The organism is Novosphingobium sp. (assembly GCF_030699305.1).
GTDB lineage: Bacteria > Pseudomonadota > Alphaproteobacteria > Sphingomonadales > Sphingomonadaceae > Novosphingobium.
This window is the reverse complement of the sequence record NZ_JAUYNB010000010.1, coordinates 184,362-202,280: the sequence shown is the minus strand read 5'-3', so window position 1 is coordinate 202,280 and position 17,919 is coordinate 184,362. Positions and strand designations below refer to the sequence as shown.

At 65.7% G+C, this 17,919-nt stretch carries 19 protein-coding genes; 11 read left to right on the top strand and 8 right to left on the bottom strand.

Going from position 1 to position 17,919, the window contains the following annotated elements; all coding sequences use genetic code 11:
- Positions 1-128 precede the first annotated feature (128 nt).
- The 4 genes from Q8Q53_RS03740 (at position 129) to Q8Q53_RS03725 (ending at position 5,029) form a co-directional block, all read left to right on the top strand.
- Positions 129-1,160 carry a quinone-dependent dihydroorotate dehydrogenase gene (locus Q8Q53_RS03740; protein WP_305700409.1) on the top strand — a complete coding sequence of 344 codons (1,032 nt, stop codon included), beginning with the start codon at positions 129-131 and terminating at the stop codon, positions 1,158-1,160.
- An 11-nt stretch (positions 1,161-1,171) separates the two neighbouring features.
- Complete coding sequence (ggt, locus tag Q8Q53_RS03735; protein WP_305700408.1) at positions 1,172-2,887, top strand: gamma-glutamyltransferase; 1,716 nt, start codon at positions 1,172-1,174, stop codon at positions 2,885-2,887.
- A 79-nt stretch (positions 2,888-2,966) separates the two neighbouring features.
- Complete coding sequence (locus Q8Q53_RS03730) at positions 2,967-4,781, top strand: long-chain fatty acid--CoA ligase (protein WP_305700407.1); 1,815 nt, start codon at positions 2,967-2,969, stop codon at positions 4,779-4,781.
- Positions 4,778-5,029, top strand: a complete 252-nt coding sequence (locus tag Q8Q53_RS03725; protein ID WP_305700406.1) for a hypothetical protein — start codon at positions 4,778-4,780, stop codon at positions 5,027-5,029. The genes Q8Q53_RS03730 and Q8Q53_RS03725 overlap by 4 nt, the downstream gene beginning before the upstream one ends.
- Here Q8Q53_RS03725 and Q8Q53_RS03720 read toward each other — a convergent pair.
- The 3 genes from Q8Q53_RS03720 to Q8Q53_RS03710 form a co-directional block, all read right to left on the bottom strand.
- Positions 5,026-5,553: a hypothetical protein gene (locus tag Q8Q53_RS03720; RefSeq protein ID WP_305700405.1), complete on the bottom strand. Its 528-nt coding sequence runs from the start codon at positions 5,551-5,553 to the stop codon at positions 5,026-5,028. The genes Q8Q53_RS03725 and Q8Q53_RS03720 overlap by 4 nt on opposite strands.
- A 70-nt stretch (positions 5,554-5,623) precedes the next feature.
- A complete protein-coding gene (thiS, locus tag Q8Q53_RS03715) occupies positions 5,624-6,622 on the bottom strand; it encodes a sulfur carrier protein ThiS (RefSeq protein WP_305700404.1) in 999 nt (332 codons plus the stop codon).
- 16 nt (positions 6,623-6,638) lie between these two features.
- Complete coding sequence (locus Q8Q53_RS03710) at positions 6,639-7,013, bottom strand: MerC domain-containing protein (protein ID WP_371136498.1); 375 nt, start codon at positions 7,011-7,013, stop codon at positions 6,639-6,641.
- A 99-nt stretch (positions 7,014-7,112) separates the two neighbouring features.
- Between Q8Q53_RS03710 and Q8Q53_RS03705 the strand changes: the two genes are divergently transcribed.
- The 4 genes from Q8Q53_RS03705 to rpsI all read left to right on the top strand — a co-directional run bounded on the left by Q8Q53_RS03705 (position 7,113) and on the right by rpsI (position 10,315).
- Positions 7,113-8,162: a COX15/CtaA family protein gene (locus tag Q8Q53_RS03705; protein ID WP_305700403.1), complete on the top strand. Its 1,050-nt coding sequence runs from the start codon at positions 7,113-7,115 to the stop codon at positions 8,160-8,162.
- Between the two features lie 333 nt (positions 8,163-8,495).
- A complete protein-coding gene (locus tag Q8Q53_RS03700; RefSeq protein ID WP_305700402.1) occupies positions 8,496-9,182 on the top strand; it encodes a hypothetical protein in 687 nt (228 codons plus the stop codon).
- 159 nt (positions 9,183-9,341) lie between these two features.
- The gene (gene rplM / locus Q8Q53_RS03695) at positions 9,342-9,821 is read left to right on the top strand and encodes a 50S ribosomal protein L13 (RefSeq protein WP_305700401.1); all 480 of its coding nucleotides are present in this window, start codon (positions 9,342-9,344) and stop codon (positions 9,819-9,821) included.
- Positions 9,821-10,315 (top strand): 30S ribosomal protein S9, encoded by a 495-nt coding sequence (gene rpsI / locus Q8Q53_RS03690; RefSeq protein ID WP_305700400.1) that lies wholly within the window; start codon positions 9,821-9,823, stop codon positions 10,313-10,315. The genes rplM and rpsI overlap by 1 nt, the downstream gene beginning before the upstream one ends.
- A gap of 118 nt (positions 10,316-10,433) precedes the next feature.
- On the opposite strand, the gene Q8Q53_RS03685 is transcribed toward rpsI, so the two are convergent.
- From Q8Q53_RS03685 to Q8Q53_RS03665, 5 genes are all read right to left on the bottom strand, one after another.
- On the bottom strand, positions 10,434-11,177 hold the full coding sequence (locus tag Q8Q53_RS03685) for a metallophosphoesterase (RefSeq protein ID WP_305700399.1): 744 nt from the start codon (positions 11,175-11,177) through the stop codon (positions 10,434-10,436).
- A gap of 16 nt (positions 11,178-11,193) precedes the next feature.
- Entirely contained in the window at positions 11,194-11,460 is a 267-nt protein-coding gene (locus tag Q8Q53_RS03680) for a hypothetical protein (protein ID WP_305700398.1), read from the bottom strand.
- A 22-nt stretch (positions 11,461-11,482) separates the two neighbouring features.
- Positions 11,483-12,247, bottom strand: coding sequence for a LytTR family DNA-binding domain-containing protein (locus tag Q8Q53_RS03675; protein WP_305700397.1), 765 nt, complete (start codon positions 12,245-12,247; stop codon positions 11,483-11,485).
- Positions 12,237-13,523, bottom strand: a complete 1,287-nt coding sequence (locus Q8Q53_RS03670) for a sensor histidine kinase (RefSeq protein ID WP_305700396.1) — start codon at positions 13,521-13,523, stop codon at positions 12,237-12,239. Before Q8Q53_RS03670 ends, Q8Q53_RS03675 begins: the two co-directional genes overlap by 11 nt.
- A 106-nt stretch (positions 13,524-13,629) precedes the next feature.
- Positions 13,630-15,150 (bottom strand): fumarate hydratase, encoded by a 1,521-nt coding sequence (locus tag Q8Q53_RS03665; RefSeq protein WP_305700395.1) that lies wholly within the window; start codon positions 15,148-15,150, stop codon positions 13,630-13,632.
- Positions 15,151-15,305: 155 nt separating this feature from the next.
- Between Q8Q53_RS03665 and Q8Q53_RS03660 the strand changes: the two genes are divergently transcribed.
- From Q8Q53_RS03660 to Q8Q53_RS03650, 3 genes are read left to right on the top strand one after another with little or no spacing between them, the layout of a single operon-like run.
- Entirely contained in the window at positions 15,306-15,926 is a 621-nt protein-coding gene (locus Q8Q53_RS03660) for a protein-L-isoaspartate O-methyltransferase (protein ID WP_305700394.1), read from the top strand.
- Positions 15,927-15,976: 50 nt separating this feature from the next.
- Entirely contained in the window at positions 15,977-17,374 is a 1,398-nt protein-coding gene (locus Q8Q53_RS03655) for a TolC family outer membrane protein (protein ID WP_305700393.1), read from the top strand.
- Positions 17,375-17,424: 50 nt separating this feature from the next.
- Positions 17,425-17,886, top strand: a complete 462-nt coding sequence (locus tag Q8Q53_RS03650) for a DUF2497 domain-containing protein (RefSeq protein WP_305700392.1) — start codon at positions 17,425-17,427, stop codon at positions 17,884-17,886.
- Positions 17,887-17,919 lie beyond the last annotated feature (33 nt).

Below are 17,919 nucleotides of genomic sequence, written 5' to 3'. Positions count from 1 at the left end.
TTCGACAATCTGGAGCGCGACTTTGATCAAAACCAATGCCGCAGCCACGATCGCCGCAATCTTGCAACACCCGCAGCGCGGCGCACAGCATCGACTCGGCCGCTGCGCGCTGCCATAGGGACAACACCATGTTCTATGCCCTGATCCGCCCTGCCCTGTTTCTGCTCGACGCGGAACGCGCCCACGGTCTTGCCTTGACTGCACTGAAGCTCTGGCCCGGCGGCGGCACGGACCGCACCGACGGACCGCTGGCGACAACCGTGGCCGGGCTGACGTTTCCCAACCCGCTGGGCATGGCCGCAGGCTTCGACAAGGATGCGCAAGTGCCCGACGCGCTGCTGGGCGCGGGCTTCGGGTTCGCGGAAGTCGGTTCGATCACCCCGCTGCCGCAGTCCGGCAACCCCAGGCCCCGCCTGTTCCGGCTGGTCGAGGACCGCGCAGTGATCAACCGCATGGGCTTCAACAACGGCGGCGCGCAAGCAGCGGTCGAGCGGCTGGCGCAGCGCAACGCGCGGCCGGGAATCGTCGGCGTGAACATCGGCGCGAACAAGGATTCGACCGACCGGATCGCCGATTACGCCACGATGGCGCGGCTGACCGCCCCGCTGGCCAGCTATCTGGCCGTCAATGTCTCCAGCCCCAACACCCCGGGCCTGCGCGCGTTGCAAGACGAAGGCGCGCTGACCGCCCTGCTCGATGCCGTGCTGGAAGCGCGCGGACGCAGCGGCCCGCCGGTGTTCCTGAAAGTCGCGCCCGATCTGGAACCGGCCGATATCGTCGCCATTGCCCGGATTGCGGTGGACAAGCGGCTGGGTGCGCTGATCGTGTCCAACACCACGATCTCGCGCCCGCCGCTGCAATCGGCCCATGCCGGAGAAACCGGCGGGCTGTCGGGCGCGCCGCTGCGCGATCTGGCCCAGCAGCGGCTGCGCGATTTCCATCATGCCACGGGCGGAACAGTGCCGCTGATCGGGGTGGGCGGAATCGCCACTGCCGAAGACGCGTGGGCGCGGATTCGCGCCGGTGCCAGCCTGGTGCAACTCTATAGCGCGATGACTTATGCCGGACCGGGTATCGCCCGCCAGATCACACGAGGGCTGGAACGCCTGATGCGGCGCGACGGGTTTTCGACCATTGCCGAGGCGGTCGGAACCGAATAGCGTTTGGCGTCATGAAACTGAAACTGGTCGCAATCCTCACCGCACCGCTCCTGCTTGGAGCCTGTGCGGGAACCTCCGCCCCGCGTCTTTCCGCTGCCTCGCCCACGTTTGAGCACGGCATGGTCAGCGCCGCTGATCCGCGCGCGGCGGAGGCGGGGGCGGAAATCCTGCGCGCGGGAGGCAGCGCTGCCGATGCCGCGTTGGCAACGCTGCTGGCGCTGACGGTGGTCGAACCGCAAAGTTCGGGCATTGGCGGGGGCGGGTTTCTGATCCACGACGACGGCAAGGGCGGAGTCGAGAGCTTCGATGGCCGCGAAACCGCCCCGGCGGCGGCGGATGGCACATGGTTTTATGTCGATGGCAAGCCGTTGACCGTGCCGCAGGCGATTCCCGGCGGGCGCAGCGTCGGCGTGCCGGGGAACATTCGCATGATGGCCGAGGCGCACCGCGCGCACGGCAAGCTGCCATGGTCCGCGCTGTTCCAGCCCGCGATCCGGCTGGCGCGCGATGGCTTTACGGTCACCCCGCGCCTGGCCGCGTTCCTGGACCGGTTCAAGGCCAGCGCCGCGCTGACCGAAGCGGGCCGGGCAATCTATTACCAGCCGGATGGCAACCCCATTCCCGCCGGTACCACGCTGAAAAACCCCGATCTGGCAACGTTTCTTGAGCAAGTTGCCGCGCAGGGTCCGAATGCGTTCTATACCGGCGCCAATGCGCAGAAGATTGTCGATGCGGTGACGCTCGCGCCGCGCAATCCCGCTCCGATGACCATGGCCGATGTCGCCGGTTACAAGGTGAAGGAACGCACGCCGGTCTGCACGTTCTACCGCGCCCACAAGGTCTGCGGGATGGGGCCGCCCTCATCCGGCGCAACCACCGTGCAGGGCGTGCTGGGCATGGTCGAACGGTTTGACCTGCGCGGCCTGGGCAAGGACGATCCGCGCGGCTGGCACCTGATCGCCGAAGCCATGCGCCTCGCCTATGCCGACCGCGAACGGTATCTCGCCGATCCGGACTTTTTCCCGGTACCGACCGCCGGATTGCTGGCGCCGGACTATCTTGCCGCGCGTTCGCAACTGATCGCGATCGACCGGACGATGCCATCGGTCGAGGCCGGCAACCCCAAGGGCGTGAAAGTGGCGCTGGCCGATACACTGACGCCCGATGTCGTCTCCACCTCGCACTTCGTGGCGATTGACCGCGCAGGCCGCGCCGCCACGCTGACGTCCACCATCGAAAGCGCATTCGGGTCCGGGCTGGTGGTCAACGGATACTTCCTGAACAATGAACTGACCGACCTGTCGATCCTGCCGGAACGCGGCGGACGGATGGTGGCCAACAAAGTCGAAGGCGGCAAACGGCCCCGCAGTTCGATGGCCCCGACGCTGGTCTATGCCCCGGACGGCAAGCTGCGGCTGGCAGTCGGTGCGGCGGGCGGGGCGACGATCCCCGCGCAAGTGCTGAAAGCGATCATTGCCGTGATCGACTGGGACATGACCGCGCAGGACGCCATTGCCCTGCCGGTGATCTTCGCCCCCGGCGGGCAGACCGTGTTCGTCGAACGCGGCAGCCCGCACGAAGTGATGATTCCGTTCCTGCAGGCGCTAGGCCATACCGACGTGCAGCTGCGCGAACGCAGCTTCAAGGCCAACGCCATCGAAGTGAAGGACGGGCGGTTGCTGGGCGCAGCCGATCCGCGCAGCGAAGGGGTCGCGGTAAGCGAGTAACTTGCCGCTACGGCCAAGCACGCCTAAGTCATGTTCAAGACGAGAACGTAGAACGGCTGCAGCGAAGGGGGCGGGGCGAGTGGTGGATATTTCGGATCTTCCGACCAGCCGGAATCTGGTCGAGCTGTTGCTGGCCCGGGCCGATGCCAAAGGGACCGCGCCGTTCCTGTGGGCGAAGCGCGATGGACAGTGGCAATCGATCAGCTGGGCCGATGCCGCCCGGCAGGTCTGCGAACTGGCCGAGGCCTTGCGCGGCCTGGGGCTGGAAGCGGGTGACCGGGTCATGCTGGTGTCGGAAAACCGGCCCGAATGGTGCATCGCCGATTTCGCGATCATGGCCGCAGGCTGCATCACCGTTCCAGCCTATGTCACCAATACCGAGCGCGATCACCAGCACGTGCTGGACGATTCCGGCGCGAAAGCTGTGATTGTCAGCAATGACAAGCTGGGCAAGGCGCTGCTTCCGGCCGTGCTGCGATCGGGCGTGGCGAGGCACGTGATCGGGATCGATCCGCTGCGGATCGCCCAGACCGGATCGTTCGAATACCACGACTGGGCGGCGCTGACCGGCGGGGACGGGATCGCGGCGCGCGGGCTGGTGGAAGACCGGATTGCCAAGATCAACCGCGATGCCACCGCCTGCCTGATCTATACCAGCGGCACCGGCGGCGCCCCGCGCGGCGTGCGGCAACACCATGGCGCACTGCTGTGCAACGTCTATGGCGCGGCCAAAGTGCTGGCCGAGGATTTCGGGCTGGGCGACGACGTGTTCCTGTCGTTCCTGCCGCTCAGCCACGCCTATGAGCACACCGGCGGGCAGATGCTGCCAATCGGGGTGGGCGCGGAAATCTATTATTCCGAAGGCCTGGAAAAGCTGGCCAGCAATATCGAGGAAGTGCGCCCGACGATCATGGTCGTGGTCCCGCGCCTGTTCGAAGTGCTGCGCACGCGGATCATGAAGCAGATCGAAAAGCAGGGCAAAGTCGCCAACTACATGATGACCCGCGCGATGGCGATCGGCGCGGCCAAGGCGCAGGGCTTGCGCGGCGGCAAGGGGCGGCTGCGCGACAAGCCGATGGACCTGATCCTGGAAAAGGCGCTGCGCCCCAAGATCCGGCAGAAGTTCGGCGGACGGCTGAAGGCCATGGTTTCCGGCGGCGCGCCGCTGAATCCCGAAGTCGGGGTGTTCTTTGAATCGATGGGGCTGACCATGCTCCAGGGCTATGGCCAGACCGAAGCCGGGCCGGTGATCAGCTGCAACCGCCCCGCCGCGGGCCTGAAGATGGACACCGTCGGTCCGCCGCTGGAAGGCGTCGAGGTGAAAATCGCAGCCGACGGCGAAATCCTGGTGCGCGGCGAACTGGTGATGCACGGCTATTGGCGCAACGAGGCGGAAACCGCCCGCGCGCTGCAGGACGGCTGGCTCCACACCGGCGATATCGGCCATATCGACGAGGCCGGGCGGATCCTGATCACCGACCGCAAGAAGGACATGATCGTCAACGACAAGGGCGACAACGTCTCGCCTCAGAAAGTCGAAGGGATGCTCACGCTCCAGCCCGAAATCGCGCAGGCGATGGTGGTCGGCGACAAGCGGCCATATCTGGTCGGCCTGGTCGTCCCCGATCCCGAATGGGCGCTGGAATGGGCGCGTGCGCAGGACGAGAAGTTCGATTTCAAGGCCTTGCAGGCCCTGCCCGCCTTCTGCAGCGCGGTGCGCGCCGCGATTGACCGGGTGAATCAGGACCTGTCGGTGATCGAGAAAGTCCGCCAGTACACGTTCGCGGACGAAGCGTTCACCATCGAGAACGAGGAAATGACCCCCAGCATGAAGATCCGTCGGCACAGGCTGAAGGAACGCTATGGGGAGCGGCTGGACGGGCTGTATAAATGACCGGCACCGCTACCATCCCGTGGGACCAGCCCGCGACGATGATCGACCTTGAAGGGCGCGCGCCGATCATCGGCACGATCCGCGACTGCACGATGCACTTTGCGATCTACAAGCCGCACGCCAGGGATCAGGCGTGCATCCTGCTGACGCAGCCGTTTCACCGCGAAGGGCGCAAGACCCGGACCTGGATTCTGGAACCGAACGAGATCGAGGAACTGGCGGCGCGGATGCGCCGCGAGGCCAACTAGGCCGCTTCCTTCTCCACCCATTCGGGATAGAAACTGGGTTCGCGCGCAGACCAGCCGGGTGCGGTGGCGGCGGCTTCGCTGATCGACTGGAGCAGCCCCCTGCGGCGATCGGGCCGGATCTGCGGCAATGCACTGGCCGCACAGAACGCCGACGGCAGAAACGGGCGCACTTCCGCGCCGAGCAGCCGTTCGTAAAGGAACCGGAAGGCCGAAAAGCCCTCGATCCGGCCCTGTGCCAGGTCGAACGCGGCGACCCGGATCAGCTTGCCCATAAAGGCTTCGAGCGCCGCAAAGCTGGTTTCGTCCGGAACATTGCCCCGCAAGGCCTTCAATTCCTGATAGACCACATACTGGCTGCGGATCGAGGCGCTTTCCCCGGCATCGCGCGCCCAGAGCTTGAACGCGTCCTGCCGCCCCAGGCCAATATCCAGACTGCGCTTGATATATCGCTGCTCGGCCGCTGAAAAGCTGGCGAACTCGCGCAGTTCGGCAATGGTCAGCGAAGCGGTTCCGGTATTGGCCATGACTGTCGTTCCCAAGAGTGGTCGGGAACAGAACACCAGAATATGGTTATGAACCGGTTAACCAAACCGTCTAAATCAACCCGGCGAGCGGACTGGACGGATCGGCATACTTGCGCGTGCCCATGCGCCCGGCCAGATAGGCCTCGCGCCCGGCCTCGACCGCCAGTTTCATCGCCCGGGCCATGCGGATCGGGTCCTTCGCCTCGGCGATGGCGGTGTTCATCAGCACGCCGTCGACGCCCAGCTCCATCGCCACGGCCGCATCGCTGGCCGTGCCAACCCCCGCATCGACCAGCACCGGCACTTTCGCGCCTTCCACGATCAGGCGGATCGTGACCCGGTTCTGGATGCCCAGCCCCGAACCGATTGGCGCGCCAAGCGGCATCACCGCCACGGCCCCGGCTTCTTCCAGCTGCTTGGCGGCGATCGGATCATCGACGCAATAGACCATCGGCAGGAAGCCTTCCTTGGCCAGCACTTCGGTGGCCTTCAGCGTTTCGCGCATGTCGGGATAGAGCGTACGCGCCTCGCCCAGCACTTCCAGCTTGACCAGGTCCCAGCCGCCCGCCTCACGCGCCAGCCGCAGGGTGCGGATCGCTTCGTCGGCGGTGAAGCACCCGGCCGTGTTGGGCAGGTAAGTGACTTTCTTCGGATCGATGAAATCGGTCAACATCGGTGCCTTGGGGTCGCTGACGTTGACGCGGCGCACCGCGACAGTGACGATTTCCGCGCCCGATGCTTCCAGCGCGGCGGCGTTCTGGGCGAAGTCCTTGTACTTGCCGGTTCCAACGATCAGGCGCGAATGAAACGTCCGACCTGCGACAGTCCAGCTGTCCCCATGATCGCCGCCACCCACGAAGTGCACGATTTCCAGCTTGTCGCCATCGGCCAGCACGACAGCCGCCAGGGTCGAACGCGGCACGATTTCACCATTGCGCTCCACCGCGACCTTGGCCGGATCGAGTTCAAGGCTGCGAACCAGATCGGCAATCGTTCCGGGCGCGGCACGGCGGGGTTCGCCATTGATGGTCAGGGCAAGGTTCAGTTCTGGAGTCTGTGCTGGGGTCATACCCCGCAGATAGCGACTAGGCCGCGCAGCGCAAGTTGCGCAGATGCGCCCAGGCCAGCAGGCTGACGCCCAGAATGGTCAGCACCGCTTCTTCGATGCCATGGCCGACGAACAGCGCGACCGTCATCATTGCGATTCCTGCACCGCCCGCCTGAAGCGGACGCGGATCGCCGTGGCGGGCAACGCCGATGACCAGCGTGATCGCGCCGATCACGATCGCCAGCGCCAGACCGATGCGGTGAAACGCGGGCGACAGCAACACTTCGCCGCCCAGCCCCAGTCCGGCGACCAGCACGATCCCGGCGATGCAATGCAGCATGCACAGCCCGGACAGCAGCACACCAACCCGGTCCAGCCGGTCTCGAATCGAAAGGAACGAATTACGGATCACGATCGCTATGTATGTTATGTTGTAACATGGATCAAGTGCCGGGGTGCCGTTCGCCGATCCGGTCTTGCGATTTTCAGTCGTCCGCAGCAAGGGACAGGCATGAGCAAGGCAGTGCATTCGCCGGTTTCGGCCGCAATCCTCGCCCGCTGGCTGCTGGGCGTAGCCACGCTGGTGGTTCTGATCGTCGCGGTCGGCGGGATTACCCGGCTGACCGAATCCGGGGTTTCGATCACCGAATGGAAACCGGTCACCGGCACGCTGCCCCCGTTGAATGATGCAGCGTGGCAGGCCGAATACGCCGCATATCGCCAGACGCCCCAGTACCTGGAGATCAACGGCCCGGCGGGAATGACGCTGGAAACCTACAAGTTCATCTATTTCTGGGAATGGTTTCACCGCCTGATCGCCCGGATCATCGGGCTGGCATTTGCGCTGCCGCTGGCGTGGTTCTGGGTGAGGGGGATGATCCCGGCCGGATACAAACCGCGGCTGCTGGCCTTGCTCGCGCTGGGCGCGCTGCAGGGAACGGTGGGCTGGTGGATGGTCAAATCCGGCATCGTCAATGACGTCAAGGTCAGCCATTTCCGCCTTGCCGCGCATTTGCTGATCGCGCTGGCCACGCTGGGCGGGCTGGTCTGGACCGCGCTGGACCTGCGCGCGCTGGCACGCGGTGAGGCGCGCGCGCGGCTGACCGGGTTTGCCGCGTTCGCGCTGGCGGCGCTGACGGTGCAGCTGTTTTTCGGCGCGTTGGTGGCGGGCTTGCGGGCCGGCTATGTGGCCGGAGCGGGCTGGTTCAACTGGGACGCCTGGCCGTTGATGCAGGGCAAGTTTGTGCCGGACGGCATTGGCTGGGCAGCCGGGGCACTGCACGCGCTGCTGAGCGATCCGTTCCTGACCCATTTCGTCCACCGCTGGTGGGCGTGGGGCGTGGTTGCGATCCTGATCGTGCTGGCGCGCAAAGTGCGGGCGAATCACCGCCCTGCCTCAATCGCAATCCATTGCGCATTCGGCGCTCAGGTTCTGCTCGGAATCGCCACCGTGATGAGCGGGATGGCGCTGTGGATTGCCGTGCTGCACCAGCTGTGCGGCGCCTTGCTGGTGGCCGCGACTGCGCTTGGCTCCCATGCGCTGGGGCGCCGGAACGCCTGAAACGCCTGAAACGCAGAACTCCGGCGCACGGTTCCTGCTCCGGACCAATTGCTGATTGCGGCGTCCGCACCCGCTGTTGCAGTCAAGTCGCTTGACGAACGGCAGGTTGCCTGCGTGAATATACTTGGGTCAACAATGCGGCTATATGACCGGCCGGGCGCATGAAATCAGATTGAGGGGACCGGGGTGCTGTTCAAGGCCGACACAACCGTGCTCAATTGCGCGCTTCAGCGCAGCACTGAACTGAATCTTTCAGCCGATCCGGCCAACCACTCTTCCCGCCGATCAGCGATGGTTGCGGGGCGCGCATTGCTGCTGGCAGGAATTGCGGCCTTGCTGCCCGGTTCGCTGGGTGCCCAACAGGCCAAGCTGACGGCCCAGAACGCCCGGCATTTCGCGCCGCCGCAGACCCCGGTGGTGCTCAGCCGCACGATCTGGCGGTCGCTGCCCGATGGCAAGAACATCATGGTCCGCCGCAGTTATGAAGTACGGATTGCGGCGCTGGACGACGGCTATCTGGTGAATGGCGCGCTGCTGGACACCGTTGTCGAAGCCCCCCCGCCGGTGGCCATGCTGGCCGAACTGGAGCGTAAGCGGCCTGATGCCGGACCGTTTCCGCTGCGGCTGGACCGGCACGGAATCATAACTGAAGTGGCTGAATCGCCAGCCGATGGTGCCGCGCGTGCCGATGCGACGCGGGGCAGCGCGCTGATACTGAAAAAGGCCGCGCAATCGGGCGACGCGCAGGACAAGGCGTTGGCGGTGCTGACCCGCGTGCTGTCATCAACCAGTGGCAGCGCCGCTTGGCCGATTGACCTGTTCAACCCGGCGCAGAACAACCGTCACGAAGTACGCCGGGTGCCACTGCCGGGTGGGGCATCGGGCGAAGTGGATGTGTCGATCAACGTCCAGCGGCCCGGACCAGGCCCGCTGCCCGAGCTGTTTGAACGGACCGTGATTACCCGGCTGGATGGTTCGGAGCGCACCTCGCGCGAGGTTTGGACGATCGGTTCGCGATAGCTCTGGCGCAACGGTATTATTTTACCTCCCCGGAAACACCCCGGTTCGCTTGACTTTGCGGCACCGTTCCGCGAAAGGGCCGCCTTCCCCGCTGTCTGTCCGTGCTGGATAGAGATTCGGGAAACAAGGGTTTTGACCTAATTTCAGGAAGGGCTGGCCATGAAGGCGCTCAGCAAGGTCACCCGGTCGATCAAACCGGCCGAGGTGGAAAAAAAATGGCATCTGATCGATGCCGAAGGTCTGGTGGTCGGGCGTCTTGCCGTGATCATCGCCAATCGTCTGCGCGGCAAGCATAAGCCGAGCTTCACCCCTCACGTCGATTGCGGTGACCATGTGGTCGTGATCAACGCTGGCAAGGTGCGGCTGACCGGCAACAAGCTGAAGCAGAAGACCTATTACAAGCACACCGGCTATGCTGGCGGCATCAAGGCGGTGACGGCGGACAAGGTCCTCGACGGCCGCTTCCCGGAACGCGTGCTGGAAAAGGCCGTTGAACGCATGATCCCGCGCGGTCCGCTGGGCCGTGACCAGATGCGCGCGCTGCACCTTTATGCCAGCGCCGAACATCCCCACGCGGGCAACCAGCCCGAAGCGCTGGATGTTGCTGCCCTCAACCGCAAGAACAAGGTGGGTGCCTGATGTCCGATAACACCGTCACCGATCTCGCCGATCTCGGCACGATCGCCGAAACTCCGGCAGCTCCCGTCGCTCCGCCCGCGCCGCTGCGCGAAAAGGAAATCGACGCGCAGGGCCGTTCCTACGCCACCGGCCGCCGCAAGGACGCCGTTGCCCGCGTGTGGATCAAGCCCGGCACCGGCAAAGTCACCGTCAACGGTCGCGACCAGGAAGTCTACTTCGCGCGTCCGACCCTGCGTCTGGTGCTGAACCAGCCGTTCCAGGTGGCTGAGCGTGAAGGCCAGTACGACGTGATCGCCACCGTCAAGGGCGGTGGTCTGTCGGGCCAGGCGGGCGCCGTGAAGCACGGCATCTCGCAGGCGCTGACCAAGTATGAGCCGGCTCTGCGCGCCGCCGTCAAGGCTGCCGGGTTCCTGACCCGCGATCCGCGCGTCGTCGAACGCAAGAAGTATGGCCGGGCCAAAGCTCGCCGCAGCTTCCAGTTCAGCAAGCGCTGATCCAGACCGTTTCGGTTATGCGAAAAGGGGTCGGCCGCAAGGTCGGCCCCTTTTTCGTTGGCCCCTGTTGTGTTTGAGGTGTCCGGCAAGGTCCGCCCAGGCCGCGCCGCCCAAGCCGCTAATCCAGCGTCTGCACGCGGACATCCAGCGCCCCGTCCGCCCCCAGTTCCAGCCGGTTGAAGCAAGGCTGGGACGTGCGCAGCCGCTGCGACAGCGTGCCTGCGCCGATGATCCGGATTGTCTGGCCATCCAGCTCGACCAGCTGGTCGAACGGATCGTGGACATGGCCGGACAGAACCGCAGTCGCCCCGGCCCGCGCCAGCGCCGCCAGCGCACGCTTGCCGCCGCGCGTTGACGCGGTGGAGTGGGTATCGGCCTCAACCAGCGGGTGATGACAGGCGACCAGCCGGACCGGGCAAGCCGCGTGCTGCGCCAGACCGCGCAAGGCGCTGTCGAGATCCCCCGTGCTGACCCGCCCCTTTGACCAGTTCAGCCGGAACTGAGCGCGGGCCACGGTCTTGAGCGGAATGACGGTCACGTCCGGCAGCACAATTTCGCTTTCCAGTTCCGCTTCCAGCGCATGATAACGGGCATAGGGCCGGGTCAGGCGGCGCACCATGTGGTGGTAATAGGGAACGTCGTGATTGCCCGGCTCCAGGCTGACCGGCACCGGCAGCGCGGCCAGCCACTGCGCCGCCGCAGCATATTCGCGCGCCGACCCGCGCATCGTCAGGTCGCCCGTGCAGATCACCGCAGCGGGCCGTTCACGCGCGACTTCCGCGGCAAACCAGTCCAGCGCGGCCCGGTCTTCATAGCCGAAATGCAGATCGCTGACATGATAGAGGACAGTCGGCTGGGTCATCGCGCCGGGTAACCGATCACACCCGGCCCGTCAGGATCAGCCACGCGGAAACCGCGTTGACCCCGCTGTACCCGAGATAGAGCCAGATCCACCCGCCGGACCCTTGCGATACCATCAGCAGCGCGCCCAGCAGCATCAGGAACTCGACGATCAGGCTGAACCGTCCGCCCAGCAGGTGAAAGAACATCGGCACCTGCCCCAGCAGCGGATGACGGCTTTCCAGCACGGCCTTGTGGACCGCGAAGTTGCCGATGCCGAGCAGGAAGACCAGAATAACGCCCATCGCGATGACCCTAGGCGCTCTGTCAGCGTCCCGCCATTGCTTTCGCGCGGGCCAGATAGGTCCGCCCGATCCGCACCGCAGAACCATCTTCCAGCTCCGCCGACCAGACCCCCAGTCCATCGTGGCGCAAGCCGGTGATCCGGTCGCGGCGCAGAATCGTTGAACGGTGCAGGCGAATGAACCGGTCCGGATCGAGCCGTGCCTCCAGCCCCGAAACCGTCTGGAGCAGCAGGTAGCTGCGGTCGGCCACGTGCAGCCGCACATAATCGCGCTCGGCATCGATCCGGTCGACATCGCCCGCTGCGATCCGCAGCAATTCCGAGCGATAGGGCACCCAGAACTCGCTGAGCCAGTTGCCGCCGCCTGCCGCGCGGGTGCCGCGCCGCGTCACGGCGCGTGCCACGGCGCGTGCCAACCGCTCGGCCGTGACCGGTTTCAACACATAATCGACCGCATCCAGATCGAACGCCTCAACCGCGAAATTGTCATGCGCGGTGACGAAGATCACCGCCGGAGCATTGGCCGTGCGCGCCAGTGCGCTGGCAACCGCCAGTCCATCGAGTTCGGGCATCGTCATGTCCAGCAAGACCAGATCCGGCCCGCTCGCCTCGATCGCGCGCAGCGCCGCCGCGCCATCAAGCGCATGGGCGATGACTTCGATCCCGGCCAGGCCTGCGCAGATCACCCGCATCCGCTCAATCGCCAATGGTTCATCATCGACGATCAGGGTCCGCAGCGGCGCTGAGGACGCGGGGCCGGGAGCAGGGGTGGGGGCTTTATCCGGCATGGGCCTCCAGGGGCAGGCGGATCACCGTGCGCCAGCCGCCGCCCGCAACCGGACCGGCCACCAGCTGGGCCGCACCGCCGTAGCGCGCGGCCAGGCGGTCTTCCACATTGGCGAGGCCGATTCCGAAACCGGGCTTTGTCCCGCCGGGCGCGCCGGGACCGTCGTCACCCACTTCGATCACCAGCTGGCCGCCCTCGCTGCGGGCGGAAACCGACACATGAACCGCCCGGTTGGTCGGGGCGACACCGTATTTGACCGAATTTTCGACCAGCGGCTGCAAGATCATCCCCGGCACGCGCGCGTCCAGCAAGTGATCGGGGATATCGATCCGCGCTTTCAACCGTTCGGGAAAGCGGACGCCTTCGATCTCCAGATAGAGCCGCTGGAGGGCAATTTCCTGCTCCAGCGCCACGTCGGCAGTGGGATCACCCGCCAGACTGCGGCGATAGAAGGTCGACAGCGTCTGGATCATTTCTTCCGCCGCGTCGACCTTGCCGGTGATCACCAGTGCCGACAGCGAATTGAGCGTGTTGAACAGGAAGTGCGGATTGACCTGATAGCGCAACGACCGCAGTTCAGCGGCCTTGGCTGCACGCCGGAACTCGCCTTCCCGGCGCTCGGCCGCGCGGGCCTGTTCGGCGCTGACCAGCGCAAAATACAACGCCGCCCAGGCCAGCAGCAGGAAATAGCGCCCCAGCGCCACATCGGTCAGCTGACGCCAGCGGTTATCCTGCCGGGTTTCGGCCGCAATCGTGATCGCAGGGGCTGCCGTTGCACCCGGCAGCAGCTGTTCATCCGGCACGATATCGGTGGGCAAGGCAGCGGCATCAGCCGGATTTTGCCGCTCCAGCGGATCGACCAGCAGATTGCCGGCTTCATCGCTGCGCACCCGCAGTCCTTCGCGCTCGCCGATTTTTGCGACGACTTCATCCTCAATCGCGGCAAACACCCACTGGTTGATGCCGGCCAGCAGCAGCGACGCAGGCAGCACCATCAACAGCACCGCGACGATCTTAACCCATACCGTGCGGCGATCGAGCATGCGCAGCAGCGGCCACAGGCCGACTGTCACCACCATCGATGCCAGAATCACCAGCACCCGCCGCCACAGCAACGCGTCGTGCAGTTCAAGACCGACCAGCCACCCGCGCAGGGTGGCAAGCACGAAGTAAGTCACCCACAGCGCCGCGATCGTGGCAAGCACGATCCGCCCCGGGACACGGGGCGCGTGCGCTGGAGCCTGGGCCGGGGGGTGGGTCGCATCCATCTCGATCATGGCCTAACGCCTGACCTGCAAAGCGCCAGCGGCTTCGTCGAGGCGCAAGGTGCTTTGGTCGATCCGGGTGCCTTGATCGATCCGGGCTGGCCCTCCGAAGCGGGAATCAGCCCAGCAGGTGTTCCCGGGCGATCTTGTCCTTCCAGACTTGCGGTGCAATCGTGTGAACGTTGTTGCCTTCACTATCGACCGCAACCGTCACCGGCATGTCTTCGACCGTGAATTCATAGATCGCTTCCATGCCCAGGTCTGCGAACGCGACGACTTTCGATTCGCGGATCGCACGCGCCACAAGGTAGGCCGCCCCGCCAACCGCCATCAGGTAGGACACCTTGTGATCGGCGATCACCTTGGTCGCACCCTGCCCGCGTTCGGCTTTGCCGATCATGGTCAGCAGGCCCAGCTGGCACATCATGTCGGTAAAGCTGTCCATCCGGGTCGCGGTGGTCGGGCCAGCCGGGCCGACCACTTCGCCGATGACCGGATCGACCGGGCCGACGTAATAGATCGCGCGGCCCTTGAAATCGACCGGCAGCGGCTCGCCCTTCGCCAGCATGTCCTGAATGCGCTTGTGCGCCGCATCACGGCCCGTCAGCATCTTGCCGTTCAGCAACAGCCGGTCGCCCTGCTTCCAGCTGCGCACTTCCGCAGCCGTCAAAGTGTCGAGGTTGACCTTCTTCGCGGCCTTGTCCGGCGTCCAGTGGACATCAGGCCATTCATCCAGGTTGGGCGTTTCAAGGAACGTCGGCCCTGAGCCGTCCAGCGTGAAGTGCGCGTGGCGGGTGGCGGCGCAGTTGGGGATCATCGCCACCGGCTTGCCCGCGGCATGGCAGGGCGCGTCCATGATCTTGACGTCGAGGATGGTCGACAGACCGCCCAGCCCCTGCGCGCCGATCCCCAGCGCGTTGACCTTGTCGAAGATCTCGATCCGCAGCGCCTCGATATCGCTCTGGGCCCCGCGCTGTTTCAGCTGGGCCATATCGATGGGTTCCATCAGCGCCTGCTTGGCCAGCAGCATGCAATGTTCCGCCGTGCCGCCGATGCCGATCCCCAGCATCCCCGGCGGACACCAGCCCGCGCCCATCTGCGGCAGCATTTCCACCACCCAGTCGACGATGTTGTCGCTGGGGTTCATCATCTTGAACTTCGACTTGTTCTCGCTCCCGCCGCCCTTGGCCGCGACGTCGACCGACACCGTGCTGCCCGGAACCATGTCGACGTGCAGCACGCACGGCGTGTTGTCGCGCGTGTTGCGGCGGGTGAACGCGGGATCGGCCAGAACCGAGGCGCGCAGCTTGTTTTCCGGGTTGAGATAGGCCCGCCGCACCCCTTCATCGACCACGTCCTGGAGCGACTTGTCCGATTCCAGGCGGCAGTTCTGGCCCCAGGCGATGAACACGTTGACGATTCCGGTATCCTGACAGATCGGACGATGCCCTTCGGCGCACATCCGGCTGTTGGTCAGGATCTGGGCGATGGCATCCTTGGCTGCCGGGCCTTGTTCCGCCTTGTAGGCTTCGCCCAGCGCGCGGATGTAGTCCATCGGGTGGTAATAGCTGATGTATTGCAACGCGTCGGCGACGCTTTCGATCAGGTCTTCCTCACGGATCGTTACCATCCCGGTCATATCGCGCTCCTTCGCCAAGCCATGATTTGCCGTCCCCATAAGCCGCTGCGGCGAACGCGTCAAAGCGCTTGGCGCAGGAAGACGCTTCGCCTAGAAGGCACGGGATTGCGTCGCTGTGTTACGTGTGCAATACAGCGTCCAAGAGGGATCCCAAAATGACGCTTACCGCAGACCGTCCGACTTCCGCCGATCCGGCAGCCACCGATTTTGTCGCCGCGCGCCGCGCCATGATCGACAGCCAGCTGCGCGTCAGCGGTGTGAACGAGGAATGGGTGCTTTCCGCGATGGGCAAGGCCCCGCGCGAAGATTTCGTGCCCGCCGCCGCACGCGGCCACGCCTATATCGACCGGGCGATCCCGCTGGACGATGGCCATGCCCTGCCCGCCCCGCTGGTTCATGGTCGGATGCTGGGTGAAGCCGCCCCGACCGCACAGGACACTGTGCTGATCGTCAGCTGCGGCAGCGATTATCTGGCGGCGCTGGTCCGCCCGCTCGCCGGTGCGGTCACCGTCGTGTCCGCCGCCGATGCCGCCGCCGGGCAGGTCCGCGGCGACTATTCGCTGCTGCTGGTGGATGGGGCCGTCGAACAGTTGCCCGCCGCGCTGACCGATTGCCTGGTTGACGCTGGTCGAGTGGTAACGGGGTTGGTCGAACGCGGGGTGACCCGTCTGGCCGCCGGTCGCAAATTGTCCGGGTCTGTGGCGCTGCTGCCCCTGGCCGAGATCGGCATTCCCGTCCTGGCCGAATTCGCCGCGCCGAAACGCTGGAGCTTCTGAATATGCCATCACGGAGGGGTCGCGCCGCCGTCCTGCTTGCGGGTTTCGCCATGATCGCTACGCCCGCGTTGGCTGACGATCTGCGCGAGGCTCTGGTGCTGGCGTATAACACCAACCCTAACCTGCAAGCCGCGCGCGCCGCGCAGCGCGCGGTGGACGAAAGCGTGCCGATCGCCCGGTCGGCCAGCCTGCCCTCGCTCAGCGGCACAGCCAGCTTCACCGAACTGATGAAGCAGAGCACGCCCAACGTCGCCTCGCCCGACCGGGTCCTGGGCGCATCCGCCACGCTGGGCATGCCGCTTTACGCAGGCGGCGGCATCCGCAATTCGATCCGCGCAGCCAAGACCCGCGTCGAAGCCGGACAGGCCGATCTGCGCGGCGCGGAAACCGGCGTGTTCAGCGCGGTCGTGGCCGCTTACATGGACGTCATTCTGGCCGAAGCCGTGGTCAAGCTGAACCGCGGCAACGTGGGCGTGCTGGAAGTAAACCTGCAGGCCACACAGGACCGGTTCGAGATTGGCGATCTGACGCGCACCGATGTTGCCCAGTCGCAGGCACGCCTGTCGCTGGTCAAGGGGCAGGCGCGCAGCGCCGAAGCCAACCTGATCGCCGCGCGCGAGCGCTATATCCAGATCGTGGGCAAGGCCCCGGTCGATCTGCAAGCCCCTCCCGCCCTGCCCGGCCTGCCCGCCAGCGTGGACGAAGCGGTGACAACCGCGCTGGACAACAACCCCGACCTGATCGCCGCGCGCCAGCGCAGCAAGGCCGCCGGGTTTGACAGCAATGCCGCAGGCGCTGGCCGGATGCCCCGGATCAGCGTGTTCACCGGCGCGGATTATTCCGATTACCTGGGCACCAACGGCGGCCCGGCCTCGGCTGTGACCCGTCAGGGCTTCACTTCGGCCACGGCCGGGGTGCGCGCAACGATTCCGCTGTTCCAGGGGGGCCTGCCCGCTGCGCAACAGCGTCAGGCCCAGGCCCGTGAAGGGGCGACGCTGGAACAGGAAATCGCGATCGAACGCGAAGTGATCGCCTCGGTCCGCGCCGCCTATGCCAGCTGGAGCGCATCGAGCGATATCATCGCCTCCACCCAAAGCGCGGTCGATGCCGCCGCGCTCAGCCTCGAAGGCGTGCGGGCGGAAAACACCGTCGGCAACCGCACGATTCTGGAAATCCTGAACGCCGAACAGGAACTGCTTGGCGCACAGGTCCAGCTCGCGACCGCCCGGCGCAATGCCTATGTCGCCGGGTTCAATCTGCTGGCCGCCATGGGCAAGGCCGAAGCGCGCGATCTGGGCCTTGATGGCGGGGCGCTGTATGACCCTGAGACCAATTACCAACGCGTCCGCAACCAGATCTGGGACTGGTCGACCGATCCCGATCCCAGGGCGGTCGGCACTCGCACCGTTGACACCGCGCCCCAGGACGGTTCAGTAACCGGCCAGTGATTGGCGTCCCGCCACGGGACATATCCGGATCATCGGGGGTTGATTGGAAAATGCGTCAGGTGGGTGAACCGTCAGTCGAGGAGATTCTCGCGTCGATCAAGAACGTGATCGCGCGCGACAATCGCGATGGCGCCGCGCTGGAACGGCGCGAGCGGACCGAGCGCGGCCTTGCGCGTGGTGGTCGGGCGCAGGCACCAGACGACGCTGACGAAGTCCTGGAACTGGACGCCGCAACCGCGATCACCGACGACGCTGACGATGATTCGGACGATTCGCCGCTGCTGGACGCCGGTGTTGCCAGTTCGATGCGCGATTCGCTGGCTGCATTGGCAATGCTGGCCGAACCGGGCGTCGCACCGCAGATTGTGCGCAGCGGCGAAACGTCATTGGAAGGGTTGACCCGCGAACTGCTGCGACCGGCGTTGGCCGAATGGCTCGACCGGAACCTGCCGCCGCTGGTGGAGCGCATGGTCGCCGCCGAAATCGCCCGGATCGTCGGGAAAAAGGGCTAACCCCTTTTCCAGCCCCGTCCTTCCCGCTAACCC